Source organism: Pseudomonas sp. GW821-FHT03A09 (assembly GCF_059421065.1).
The window spans coordinates 93,101-106,096 of the sequence record NZ_JBWKUX010000004.1 but is presented as its reverse complement, the minus strand read 5'-3'; the positions used below and the strand labels follow the sequence as shown (position 1 = coordinate 106,096).

Sequence of the window (12,996 nt, the reverse complement as noted above, 5' to 3'; positions counted from 1 at the left end):
CTCAAGTGCCATTAACGATGGGGCAGTGGTGCGCGTTCAGTAATTAATAGCCTTGCTGCCGTTGATCGGGCACCATTCGCGCCACGGTATTACTTCGCAACTTCAACTTCCAATGGGTCCTGAAACGACATGGCAAACCCGGACGCCCTGAATCAGCAGCGAGCTTCAAATCGCCTGCTGCAACCGACCGTCAAATCCCATCTGGCGTACACACTGCTCTGCGCACTGGTCATGATGGTGATGTTCTCCCTGCTGCGCCTGGCGCTGCTGGTCTACAACCGCGAGATGATCCTCGACACGCCGGCCTCGACCTTCCTCGAAGCGTTCGCCAACGGCACGCGCTTCGACATCCGCTTTGTGATGTACGCGCTGGTCCCGCTGCTGCTGGCGTTGTTCAGCGTACGGGCCATGGCGGCGCGGGGCTTCTTCCGTTTGTGGCTGACCGTCGCGTCCAGCATTGCCCTGTTCCTGGGCCTGATGGAAATGGACTTCTACCGCGAATTCCACCAACGCCTCAACGGCCTGGTCTTCCAATATGTGAAGGAAGACCCGAAAACCGTGATGAGCATGCTCTGGTACGGTTTCCCGGTGGTGCGTTACCTGCTGGCCTGGGCCGTGGGCACGCTGATCCTGAGCATCGCCTTCAAGGGCGCCGACCGCGCAACACGCCCTCGTGGCCCGTTCAGTGGCGGTAGCATCGGCACGCGCCAGGTGGCGCCGTGGTACACACGTATTGCGGTGTTCGTGGTCTGCCTGCTGATCGCGACGGTCGCCATCCGTGGCACCCTGCGCCAGGGCCCGCCACTGCGTTGGGGTGATGTCTACACCACCGATTCGAACTTCGCCAACCAACTGGGCTTGAACGGCACCCTGTCGCTGATTGCTGCCGCCAAGTCGCGTTTTTCCGAAGAGCGTTCCAACATTTGGAAAGCCACCCTGGACCAGCCGCTGGCGACCCAGACCGTGCGCGACATGTTGCTGTTGCCGGCCCATGAGAAGCTGGTGGACACCGATACCACCGCCGTACGTCGCGACTTCACACCACCGGCCGAGAAGACCCTGCCGATCAAGAACGTCGTGGTGATCCTGATGGAAAGCTTCGCCGGTCACTCGGTAGGCGCCTTGGGTCGCCCTGGCAACATCACGCCGTACTTCGACAAACTGTCCAAGGAAGGCCTGCTGTTCGACCGCTTCTTCTCCAACGGTACTCATACCCATCAGGGCATGTTCGCCACCATGGCGTGCTTCCCGAACCTGCCGGGCTTCGAATACCTGATGCAGACGCCGGAAGGCAGCCACAAGCTGTCGGGCCTGCCGCAGTTGCTCAGCGCCCGCAAGTTTGACGACGTGTATGTCTACAACGGCGATTTTGCCTGGGACAACCAGTCGGGCTTCTTCAGCAACCAAGGCATGACCAACTTCATCGGGCGCAACGACTTCGTCAACCCGGTATTCTCCGACCCGACTTGGGGCGTGTCCGACCAGGACATGTTCAACCGTGGCCTGGAAGAGTTGAAAGCCCGCGAAGGTGGCAAGCCGTTCTACGCATTGCTGCAAACCCTGTCCAACCACACGCCGTACGCGTTGCCGACGCCATTGCCGGTCGAGAAAGTCACTGACCGTGGCAGCCTCAACGAACATTTGACCGCCATGCGTTATTCCGACTGGGCTCTGGGCCAGTTCTTTGAAAAGGCCCGCAAGGAGCCGTACTTCAAGGAAACCCTGTTCGTGATCGTGGGTGACCACGGTTTTGGTAACGAACAGCAGATCACCGAGATGGACCTGGGCCGCTTCAACGTGCCGATGCTGATGATTGCACCGGGCATGCAGGAGAAGTTCGGTGTGCGTGATCACACCGTGGGCACCCAGATCGACATCGTGCCGACCATCATGGGCCGCCTGGGCGGCGACACCCTGCACCAGTGCTGGGGCCGTGACCTGCTGAACCTGCCGGAAGGCGACAAGGGCTTCGGCGTGATCAAGCCATCGGGCAGCGACCAGACCGTCGCCTTGCTCACCGGTGACCGCGTGCTGGTACTGCCTAAGGAAATGCCACCGAAGCTGTGGGAATACGAGCTGGGCGCAGAGCCGACTGGCAAAGTCATTCCGGAATCGCCGGACGAGGCTGCATTGAAGCAGAAGCTTGAATCGTTCCTGCAAACCGCTACCAAGAGCCTGTTGGATAACACCGCAGGTGTGGTTGACGGCAAGCCGGACTGATTAGCCGGCAATACAAAAGAGGCCTCTATATGAGGCCTCTTTTTTTGCCCTGCGTTTATATCCGACCGAGTAACAGCAGTACCAGTAGAACCACTAGCACTACGCCCAGGATGCCCGATGGGCCATAACCCCAATTACGCGAGTGTGGGAATACCGGCAGGCCGCCGACCAACAGCAGGATCAGGATAATGATCAGAATGAGGCTCATGTTTTTTTCCTTATAGGCCTTGAGTAAAGACCAGTCATTTAAGGGTAGGCCCGCCCGTTTTTACGGACGACTTAATAACTCCGACTCTGCTGTTTCAGGGAGAATTCAATGTTTCTTTAAAGCATTTCGAAAACTTGCTTATTTCTTTTAATTCGTTCGCAAATAAGTAAACCTAGTTGAGAAATGTTGAACTTACGCTATAGGCCAACCTCGTACCCGGTCGCCGGTTTGCCCAAGGCATTCATCAACTGGATGGTACGTGGGTACAGGAAAAACCTTCGCTACACTGCCGGGCACTTCTTTCGTGAACCACAAGGCAACTTCTCTATGCAAAATCGCATGATGATCACCGGCGCCGGGTCCGGGCTGGGTCGTGAAATCGCTCTGCGCTGGGCCCGTGAAGGCTGGCAGTTGGCCTTGTCGGATGTCAGCGAGCCCGGCTTGCAGGAAACCCTCAAGCTGGTGCGTGAAGCCGGTGGTGATGGGTTCACCCAGCGTTGTGATGTGCGTGACTACAGCCAGCTCACGGCTTTCGCCCAGGCGTGCGAGGTGAAGCTCGGTGGCATCGATGTGATCGTCAATAATGCCGGTGTTGCATCCGGCGGCTTCTTCGCTGAATTGTCCCTGGAAGACTGGGACTGGCAGATAGCAATCAACCTGATGGGCGTGGTCAAGGGCTGCAAGGCGTTCCTGCCACTGCTCGAGAAGAGCAAGGGCCGGATCATCAACATCGCCTCGATGGCGGCGTTGATGCAAGGGCCGGCGATGAGCAACTACAACGTGGCCAAGGCCGGCGTGGTGGCGCTGTCGGAAAGTTTGCTGGTGGAGCTCAAGCAACAGGAAGTCGGCGTGCATGTCGTGTGCCCGTCGTTTTTCCAGACCAACCTGCTCGACTCTTTCCGTGGGCCGACCCCGGCGATGAAAGCGCAGGTGGGCAAGTTGCTGGAAAGCTCGCCGATCTCGGCGGCGGATATCGCCGATTACATCTATCAGCGCGTCGCCGAAGGCGAATTCATGATTTTGCCCCATGAGCAGGGGCGGATGGCCTGGGCATTGAAGCAGAAAAACCCGCAGCTGCTGTATAACGAAATGACAGTGATGGCCGACAAGATGCGGGCCAAGGCGCAAGCCATTAAGGGCTGATCGGGGTGCGGTCTGTCAGGCAAATTACCTATTGGTGTAGGTGGTGCCTGATTTGATCGCAAGCCATTGCTGGGTCCACTTCAAGCGCGCATGGTCAAGGTCCTGTCACTTCAAAAGGACAACCGTCATGCTGGTCTTAAGTCGCGCCATAGGCGAAATCATCTCCATCGGCGATGATATCGCCGTGCATATCCTCGAGTTGAACGGTACCCAAGTGAAATTCGGCATCGCGGCACCGGTGGGCGTCAACGTGCACCGTGCCGAGGTGTATCAGAAGATCCTCGAGCGCCAAGCCGCCCAACCCCGCACCGCCACCACCCCCTGAAACTCAGTCAGTCGAACAGATGCTTGGGCACGTCATGCTTGAGCATCAACTGGCATTGTTCGCTTTCTGGGTCGAATACGATCAGGGCCTGGCCCTTGGTCAGCGCCTGGCGCACGCGCAGTACGCGGGTTTCCAGGGGCGTGTCGTCGCCATTGTCGGTGCCGTCGCGGGTGACGAAGTCTTCGATGAGCCGCGTCAAGGTGTCGACTTCAAGTGCGTCGTAGGGAATCAGCATACAAGCCTCGGGTAATGGGTCCCGGCGATCCTACTGCGCCGAGGCCCTTGTTACCAGCAGTTGCCAGCGTCAGGACTTGTGGCCGACCAGGCTGTCCACGGACGGCACACGGGTGTCGCTCTCCATTTGCGTCTCGTGCTCCAACTGATGGCTGAACCTGTCCAGTGAACCCTGGGCCGGTTGTGCATCGCTGGCGAACACTGGCGGGCTGAGAATGTACGCACCCAGCAGGCGACTGAGGGCTGCCAGGCTGTCGATGTGGGTGCGTTCGTAGCCGTGGGTGGCATCACAACCGAATGCCAGCAGCGCAGTGCGGATGTCGTGGCCGGCGGTGACGGCCGAGTGGGCATCGCTGAAGTAATAGCGGAACAGGTCGCGACGCACCGGCAGGTCGTTATCCGAGGCCAGGCGCAGCAGGTGGCGTGACAAGTGATAGTCATATGGCCCGCCGGAATCCTGCATCGCCACGCTCACGGCATGCTCGCTGGAGTGTTGGCCTGGCGCGACCGGCGCGATATCGATCCCCACGAATTCACTGACATCCCACGGCAGGGCAGCCGCTGCGCCACTGCCGGTCTCTTCGGTGATGGTGAACAACGGGTGACAGTCGATCAACAAGGGCTCGCCACTGTCGACGATGGCCTTGAGCGCGGCGAGCAGAGCCGCGACACCGGCTTTATCGTCGAGGTGACGGGCGCTGATGTGTCCGCTTTCGGTGAACTCGGGCAAAGGGTCGAACGCCACATAGTCGCCCACGCTGATGCCCAGGGAGTCGCAGTCGGCGCGGGTGGCGCAGTAGGCGTCCAGGCGCAGTTCCACATGGTCCCAACTCACTGGCATTTCATCCACCGCCGTGTTGAACGCATGCCCGGAGGCCATCAGGGGCAACACACTGCCTCGGATCACGCCGTTGTCGGTGAACAGGCTGACCCGGCTGCCTTCGGCAAAACGGCTCGACCAACAACCCACCGGTGCCAGGCTCAAGCGACCGTTGTCCTTGATCGCCCGCACGGCGGCGCCAATGGTGTCCAGGTGCGCGGACACGGCACGGTCGGGGCTGTTCTTCTGGCCCTTGAGAGTGGCGCGGATGGTTCCGCGCCGGGTCATTTCGAAAGGGATGCCCAGTTCTTCCAGACGCTCGGCGACGTAGCGCACGATGGTGTCGGTGAACCCGGTGGGGCTGGGAATGGCGAGCATTTCCAGCAGGACTTTTTGCAGGTAGTTGAGGTCGGGTTCGGGGATGGTTTGGCTCATAAAGACTCCTGTTGGCTTGTGGATGTGGTGCCTTTGAGGGCCTCATCGGGGGCAAGCCCCCTCCCACAGGGGAATGCGGTCAACCTGTGGGAGCGGGCTTGCCCGCGATGGCGGCGGTGCAGGCAACCCACCTCTCAAGCACTCAGCTAACTATGGGGAAACAACAAGTCCACAAACTTTTCCGCAGTGGGTTGCGGCTCATGATTGGCCAGGCCAGCCCGTTCATTGGCTTCGATAAACACGTACTCGGGCTGGTCAGCAGCGGGCACCATCAAGTCCAGGCCGACCATGGGAATGTCCAGGGCGCGGGCGGCGCGGATGGCTGCGTCCACCAACGTGGGGTGCAGGATGGCGGTGACGTCTTCCAGGCAACCACCGGTGTGCAGGTTGGCGGTGCGCCGCACGGCCAGGGTCTGGCCACGGGGCAGAATACTGTCGTAACGGTAGCCAGCAGCCTTGAGCGTGCGCTCGGTTTCGCCATCGAGGGGAATTTTGCTTTCGCCATCGGTGGCGGCCTGGCGACGACGGCTCTGGGCTTTGATCAAGGCTCGGATGCTGTGATGGCCATCGCCGGTGACTTCAGCCGGGCGGCGGATCGCGGCGGCGACCACTTCAAAACCGATCACCAGGATGCGCAGGTCCAGGCCTTCATGAAAGCTCTCCAACAGCACACGGCTGTCGAACTGATGTGCTGCTTCGATGGCCTGTTGCACGTCCTCGATGGTCTGCAAGTCCACGGCCACGCCCTGGCCTTGCTCGCCGTCCAACGGCTTGACCACGATGCGCTGGTGCTCGTCGAGAAACTCCAGGTTGTCATCCGCACTGCCCGCCAACTGCTGGGACGGCAACTGTAAGCCGACAGCCTTGAGTACCTTATGGGTCAGGCTCTTGTCCTGGCACAAGGTCATGCTGATGGCGCTGGTCAGGTCGCTCAACGATTCGCGACAGCGCACGCGGCGCCCGCCGTGACTCAAGGTGAACAACCCGGCGTCGGCGTCGTCGACCTGTACATCAATGCCACGTCGATGGGCTTCCTCGACAATGATCCGTGCATACGGGTTGAACCCCGCCTGCGGGCCCGGGCCGAGAAACAGCGGCTGGTTGATGCCGTTTTTGTGTTTGATGGCAAAGGTGGTCAGCGCACGAAAACCCAGCTTGGCGTAGAGGTTCTTGGCCTGGCGGTTATCGTGCAGTACCGACAGGTCCAGGTAGCTCAGGCCACGGCTCATGAAGTGTTCCACCAAATGGCGCACCAGCACTTCGCCCACACCGGGGCGAGTGCATTGCGGGTCAACCGCCAGGCACCACAGGCTGCTGCCGTTCTCCGGGTCATGAAAGGCTTTCTGGTGATTGAGGCCCATCACGCTGCCGATCACCGCGCCGCTGTCTTCGTCTTCCGCCAGCCAATACACTGGGCCGCCTTGGTGGCGGGGCGTGAGGCGCTCGGCGTCGACCGGCAACATGCTGCGCCCTTGGTAGAGCTGGTTAACCGCCTGCCAATCGGCGTCGGTCTGTACACGGCGGATGCGAAAACCACGAAACACACGGGTGGCCGGACGGTAGTCACTGAACCACAGGCGCAGGGTGTCGGAGGGGTCGAGGAACAGTTGCTGCGGGTCGAGCCCCAGAATCTGTTGAGGCGCGGCCACATACAGAGCGATATCCCGTTCCCCGGCCTGTTCGTTGAGCAGCTCCTCGGCCAGGCTGGCCGGGTCGGGGAAGGTGTGGCCGATCAACAACCGGCCCCAACCGCAATGCACGGCAATCGGTTCGGCATTCTGAGGGCTGCCATCTTCGGCCAGTCGGGCTTGCAGGCGCTCATATGACGGTGCCTGGCCCTTCAGCAAACGTTGGCTGTAAGCCGCTGCATGGGGTTTCATCGATCAGATTCCTTGTTCGCTGAGCCACAGGTTCAGCGCCGCCAGTTGCCACAGTTTGGAGCCGCGCAACGGAGTCAGTTGGCCCTGCGGGTCGGTGAGCAGGCGGTCGAGCACGGCCGGGTTGAACAGGCCGCGATCCTGGCTGGGGTCCAGCAGCAGTTCGCGCACCCAGTTCAGGGTGTCGCCCTGCAAGTGCTTGAGGCCCGGCACCGGGAAGTAGCCTTTCTTGCGGTCGATGACTTCGCTGGGGATCACTCGGCGCGCGGCCTCTTTGAGCACCTGTTTGCCGCCATCGGGCAGTTTGAACTTGCCCGGCACGCGAGCCGACAGTTCCACCAGGCGGTAGTCGAGGAACGGCGTGCGTGCTTCGAGGCCCCAGGCCATGGTCATGTTGTCGACGCGTTTGACCGGGTCGTCCACCAACATCACCGTGCTGTCCAGGCGCAGGGCCTTGTCCACGGCGGCATCGGCGCCGGGCATTGCAAAATGCTCACGCACAAAATCGCCAGCGGCGTCATTGGCGGTCAGCCATTCAGGCGCGACGGTGGCGGCGTAGTCGTCATAGCTGCGATCGAAAAACGCCTCGCGATAAGCCGCATACGGATCGGCGGCGCCGTCCACCTGCGGATACCAGTGGTAACCGGCGAACAGCTCGTCGGCGCCTTGGCCGCTCTGTACCACCTTGCAATGCTTGGCCACTTCCCGCGACAGCAGGTAGAAGGCGATGCAGTCATGGCTGACCATCGGTTCGCTCATGGCGCGGAATGCGGCGGGCAGTTGTTCGATGATCTCGCTTTCGGCGATGCGCAACTGATGGTGACGGGTGCCGTAGTGTTTGGCGATCAGGTCTGAATACTGGAACTCGTCGCCGCGCTCGCCACCGGCGTCTTCGAAGCCGATGGAGAAGGTCGATAGATCCTCTACACCGACTTCGCGCAACAGGCCGACGAGCATGCTCGAATCGACGCCGCCGGAGAGCAGCACACCGACATCCACGGCGGCACGTTGGCGGATCGCCACGGCTTCGCGGGTGCTGTCGAGTACACGGTCGGTCCAGTCTTCCAGGGTGAGGTTGTGTTCATCCTCATGTGGGCCGTAGGGCAGGGTCCACCAGGTTTTCTGCTCGGTCTTACCGCTGGCGTCGATGCGCATCCAGCTCGCCGGTGGCAGTTTTTCAATGCCTGCCAGCAGGGTGCGCGGTGCAGGCACCACAGCATGGAAGTTCAGGTAATGGTTGAGCGCCACCGGATCGAGGATCGGGTTGATATCGCCGCCTTTAAGCAGCGCCGGCAAGGCTGAGGCGAAACGCAGGCGTTGACCGGTACGTGACAGGTATAACGGTTTCACACCCAGACGGTCACGAGCGATGAACAGGCGCTGGGCATCGCGCTCCCAGATGGCAAAAGCGAACATGCCATTGAGCTTGGGCAGCAGCGCCTCGCCCCAGGCGTGATAGCCCTTGAGCAACACTTCGGTGTCGCCACCGGAATAGAAGGCGTAGCCCAAGGCTTCCAGCTCTTCTCGCAGTTCCGGGAAATTGTAGATGGCACCGTTGAAGGCCAGGGACAGGCCCAACTGCGCGTCGACCATCGGTTGGGCCGAGCCGTCCGACAGGTCCATGATTTTCAGGCGCCGGTGACCGAGGGCAATCGGGCCTTGGGCATGAAAACCCCAGGCGTCGGGGCCGCGAGGGGCCAGGTGATGGGTGATGCGCTCAATCGCAGCCAGGTTGGCAGGTTGAGCATCGAAACGTAATTCTCCAGCTAGTCCGCACATAAATTCCTTACCGGTTTTTCCGTTGGGGAGGGGAAACACTCAATACGCCCAAAGGGGGCGTACCCAGAAACTGACACGGGGATATAGTGGGAGTTTTAGAACAATCGGTTATAAGCCGCGAGGCCGCGGTGACGCAGTGTTCAAAGCCCGGGCGGCTGAACTGTCACCACGGCAGGGAAAGTCCCAGGTGGAACTGCCTTTCTGGGAGCAGTGCCTCAAGCCTTAGGCCTTGTTGGCATTACTGCGGACCAACCCGCGCACGGCAAACCGATTGGGGTGGCACGCTTCTGCCACGCTGCGGGGCAGGGGCAGTGGTTCGTTATCAAGCCAGGCCGCCAGCAACTCTGCAGACAGCGGCGCGGTAATCAAGCCTCGCGAGCCGTGGCCGCTGTTGACATACAAACCATCGAGCCAAGGACAGGTCGTGTCAGGAACACTGCGTGCATCCTTGCGCAGCGCCGCGTAGGCCTGGACGAAGGCGGCACTGTCGGCCAGTGGGCCGACAATCGGCAGGTAGTCTGGGCTGGTGCAGCGGAAAGCGGCGCGCCCTTGCAGGGTGGTCGGGTCGGTAGTATCGGCTTGTAAGCGTTGGGCCAGATCTGCGGAAATATCCTGGAGCATCGCCAGGTTGCCGGCGTGGTCGGCGGCGGTGGGTGTGAGGTCTTCGTTGTTGAAATCGAAGCTGGCGCCCAGGGTGTGCTCGCCCTGGCGCGCTGGGGCGACATACCCTTCAGCACAGACTACCGTGGCCAGGGCCTGGCTTTCGGCGGTCTGTGGCAGGCGGGTGATCTGCCCGCGGATGCGCTTGAGCGGCAGGTCGGCGAAGCGTCGGACGTCAGCGGCGCCGGCCAGGACCGCCACCGGTGCGCTGGCCAGCAGACGCTCACCGTCCCAGGCTTGCCAGTGCCCATCGACGTTACGCAGGTCGAGCACATCGTTGTGGGCCAGCACGCTGATCCCGGGCTGGCCGGCTTGCCACTGGCACAGCGCGGGTGGATGCACCCAGCCGCCTTCGGGGAAGAACAGTCCTCCATGCGCCAAGGCAATACCGGCTTTCGCCTCGGCCTGACCACTGTTCAGCACATGCAGTAGATCGGGCGCGAAGGCCTCGGCAAGCTGCATCTGGCGCTGGGCTTCCTTGGCATCGAAGGCCAGTTGCAGTACGCCGCAGCCGTCCCAGTCCACGCCGCGATGCAGGTGTTCCAGCAGGCGGCGGGTATGCCCAAAACCGGCGACGATCATCTGTGACAGTGCAGTGCCATGGGCCGACAGCTTAAGGTAGAGCACGCCTTGCGGATTACCCGAGGCTTCCTGGGCAAGCCCGTCATGGCGCTCCAGCAGACTGACCTTCCAACCCCGCGCAGCCAGGCTGGCCGCCGTGGCGCAACCGGCGAGGCCACCACCGATCACCAGGGCCTTGCGCTCGCCGGTTAACGTCACCGGTCGGGCAAACCAAGGCTTGGGGGCAGGTGGTGGCGGTGTTTCAGTGGGCCAGCCGAGAAACTCCCCACGCAGGATTTCCCACTTGTGACCAATGCCTGGCGTGCGTTTCATCTTGAACCCGGCGGCGTTGATCAGCCGACGCACCCAGCCGGTGCTGGTGAAGGTGCTGATGGTCGAGCCTGGCGCGGCCAGGCGTGCCAGTTCGGCAAACAGCTCGGCGGTCCACATCTCCGGGTTTTTGGCTGGGGCGAAACCGTCGAGAAACCACGCATCGATCTGCGCATCCAGTTGTGGCAATTGCTCCAGCACATCGCCGATCAGCAGGGTCAGGGTCACGCGACCGTTATCCAGCACCAGGCGTTGGAAGCCTTGGTGGATGGCGATGTACTGGGCCAACAGTTGCTCGGCAAACGGTTGCAGTTCCGGCCAGAGGGCGAGGGCGCGTTGCAGGTCGGCGTGGCTCAGCGGGTATTTTTCCACGCTGACAAAATGCAGCCGTGCCCCCGCCACCGCATTTTGTTCGAACAACTGCCAGGCACATAAGAAGTTCAAGCCCGTGCCGAACCCGGTTTCACCAATCACCAGCCGCCCAGTCGCTGGCAGTGAGGCAAAACGCTCCTGCAAACGGTTTTGTTCGAGGAACACATAACGGGTTTCTTCAAGGCCCGACTGATCGGAGAAGTACACATCGTCGAACACCCGCGAGTGCGGGCGGCCTTGGTCATCCCAGTCGAGCTGGGCGTGGGTGATCGGGTTCATGGGCGGCTCTGTAAAAACAAGGCGGCCATTCTAGCCGATCAATGGACGTTGAATTGACCCATGGCAAGCGCGCATGGAATTTCCTCCCGCGTGTTGCTGCCCAATCCGCTAGTCTTGAGCCATCTTGAAACGGAGCTGCCCATGTTCGAATCCGCCGAAATCGGTCACGCCATCGACAAAGACACCTACGACGCCGAAGTGCCGGCCCTGCGCGAAGCCTTGCTGGAAGTACAGTACGAGCTGCAGCAGCAGAAGCGCTTCCCGGTGATCATCCTGATCAACGGCATCGAAGGCGCCGGCAAGGGTGAAACCGTCAAGCTGCTCAATGAGTGGATGGACCCGCGCCTGATCGAAGTGCGCACCTTCGACCAACAAACCGATGAAGAACTGGCGCGGCCACCGGCCTGGCGCTATTGGCGGCAACTGCCGGCAAAAGGTCGCATGGGGGTTTTTTTCGGCAACTGGTACAGCCAGATGCTGCAGGGCCGGGTGCACGGCGAGATCAAGGATGCCCGCCTGGACCAGGCCATCGCCGGTGCCGAGCGCCTGGAAAAGATGCTCTGCGATGAAGGTGCGCTGATCTTCAAATTCTGGTTTCACCTGTCCAAGAAGCAGATGAAGGCGCGCCTCAAGGCGCTGGCCGACGACCCGCTGCACAGTTGGCGCATCAGTCCGCTGGACTGGCAGCAGTCCGAGACCTACGACAAGTTCGTGCATTTCGGCGAGCGCATTCTGCGCCGCACCAGTCGCGACTACGCGCCGTGGCATGTGATCGAAGGTGTCGATGCCCATTACCGCAGCCTCACCGTGGGCAAGCTGCTGCTCGAGGGGTTGCAAAACACCCTGAAACTGGCCAAGGGCAAATCCAGCGGCATGAACCCGGCACCCTTGATCGCGTCGGTGGACAAGAAGAGCCTGCTGGACAGTCTCGACTTGACCCTGCGCCTGGACAAGGATGATTACGAAGAACAACTGATCACCGAGCAGGCGCGCTTCTCCGGCCTGATGCGCGACAAACGCATGCGCAAGCACGCGCTGATCACCGTGTTCGAAGGCAACGACGCGGCGGGCAAGGGCGGGGCTATTCGCCGGGTGGCAGCGGCGCTCGACCCACGTCAGTACCGCATCGTGCCCATTGCCGCGCCCAGTGAAGACGAGCGCGCCCAGCCTTATCTGTGGCGCTTTTGGCAGAAAATCCCGGCGCGCGGCATGTTTACCGTGTTCGACCGCTCCTGGTACGGCCGGGTGTTGGTGGAGCGCGTCGAAGGCTTCTGCACTCCGGCCGACTGGATGCGTGCTTATGGCGAGATCAACGACTTCGAGGAGCAACTGCGCGATGCGGGCGTGATCGTGGTCAAGTTCTGGCTGGCCATCGACAAGGACACGCAGCTGGAGCGTTTCCAGGCCCGTGAAGAGATACCGTTCAAACGTTTCAAGATCACCGAAGACGACTGGCGCAACCGCGACAAGTGGGACGACTACCGCGCCGCCGTGGGCGATATGGTCGACCGCACCAGCACCGAAGTTTCGCCCTGGACCCTGGTGGAAGCCAACGACAAGCGCTGGGCGCGGGTCAAGGTGCTGCGCACCATCAACCGGGCGTTGGAAGAGGCGTTCGACAAAACCGACAAGCACGATAAAAAGAAAAAGAAATAACCTGTTGTGGTGAGCTACCCATGGTTTTGCATACGCCGGATGAATGATCGTCGCGGTGGTGAGGGCCTGGATCTATCCTCGATCCATCTCCCAACAA

General features: G+C 61.2%; 10 protein-coding genes. 4 read left to right on the top strand and 6 right to left on the bottom strand.

From position 1 onward, the window contains the following. The first annotated feature begins 129 nt into the window (after window positions 1–129). Complete coding sequence (locus tag AC07V4_RS08375) at window positions 130–2,220, top strand: LTA synthase family protein (RefSeq protein ID WP_431751543.1); 2,091 nt, start codon at window positions 130–132, stop codon at window positions 2,218–2,220. A 55-nt stretch (window positions 2,221–2,275) separates the two neighbouring features. On the opposite strand, the gene AC07V4_RS08370 is transcribed toward AC07V4_RS08375, so the two are convergent. Next, complete coding sequence (locus AC07V4_RS08370; protein ID WP_015885095.1) at window positions 2,276–2,428, bottom strand: DUF3309 family protein; 153 nt, start codon at window positions 2,426–2,428, stop codon at window positions 2,276–2,278. Between the two features lie 327 nt (window positions 2,429–2,755). Between AC07V4_RS08370 and AC07V4_RS08365 the strand changes: the two genes are divergently transcribed. Beyond that, complete coding sequence (locus tag AC07V4_RS08365) at window positions 2,756–3,571, top strand: SDR family oxidoreductase (protein ID WP_492635973.1); 816 nt, start codon at window positions 2,756–2,758, stop codon at window positions 3,569–3,571. Between the two features lie 127 nt (window positions 3,572–3,698). After that, on the top strand, window positions 3,699–3,896 hold the full coding sequence (csrA, locus tag AC07V4_RS08360; RefSeq protein ID WP_492635974.1) for a carbon storage regulator CsrA: 198 nt from the start codon (window positions 3,699–3,701) through the stop codon (window positions 3,894–3,896). Between the two features lie 7 nt (window positions 3,897–3,903). Here csrA and AC07V4_RS08355 read toward each other — a convergent pair whose 3' ends face one another. The 5 genes from AC07V4_RS08355 to mnmC all read right to left on the bottom strand — a co-directional run bounded on the left by AC07V4_RS08355 (window position 3,904) and on the right by mnmC (window position 11,243). Beyond that, window positions 3,904–4,131, bottom strand: a complete 228-nt coding sequence (locus AC07V4_RS08355) for a YheU family protein (RefSeq protein WP_003192759.1) — start codon at window positions 4,129–4,131, stop codon at window positions 3,904–3,906. Between the two features lie 69 nt (window positions 4,132–4,200). Beyond that, window positions 4,201–5,385 carry an osmoprotectant NAGGN system M42 family peptidase gene (locus tag AC07V4_RS08350; protein ID WP_431751374.1) on the bottom strand — a complete coding sequence of 395 codons (1,185 nt, stop codon included), beginning with the start codon at window positions 5,383–5,385 and terminating at the stop codon, window positions 4,201–4,203. Between the two features lie 146 nt (window positions 5,386–5,531). Continuing rightward, a complete protein-coding gene (gene ngg, locus AC07V4_RS08345; RefSeq protein WP_492635975.1) occupies window positions 5,532–7,265 on the bottom strand; it encodes an N-acetylglutaminylglutamine synthetase in 1,734 nt (577 codons plus the stop codon). Between the two features lie 3 nt (window positions 7,266–7,268). After that, on the bottom strand, window positions 7,269–9,041 hold the full coding sequence (locus tag AC07V4_RS08340; protein WP_492635976.1) for an N-acetylglutaminylglutamine amidotransferase: 1,773 nt from the start codon (window positions 9,039–9,041) through the stop codon (window positions 7,269–7,271). A 222-nt stretch (window positions 9,042–9,263) separates the two neighbouring features. Beyond that, entirely contained in the window at window positions 9,264–11,243 is a 1,980-nt protein-coding gene (gene mnmC / locus AC07V4_RS08335; protein WP_492635977.1) for a bifunctional tRNA (5-methylaminomethyl-2-thiouridine)(34)-methyltransferase MnmC2/FAD-dependent 5-carboxymethylaminomethyl-2-thiouridine(34) oxidoreductase MnmC1, read from the bottom strand. A gap of 141 nt (window positions 11,244–11,384) precedes the next feature. Between mnmC and pap the strand changes: the two genes are divergently transcribed. After that, window positions 11,385–12,899 (top strand): polyphosphate:AMP phosphotransferase, encoded by a 1,515-nt coding sequence (gene pap, locus AC07V4_RS08330; protein WP_431751346.1) that lies wholly within the window; start codon window positions 11,385–11,387, stop codon window positions 12,897–12,899. Window positions 12,900–12,996: the final 97 nt, after the last annotated feature.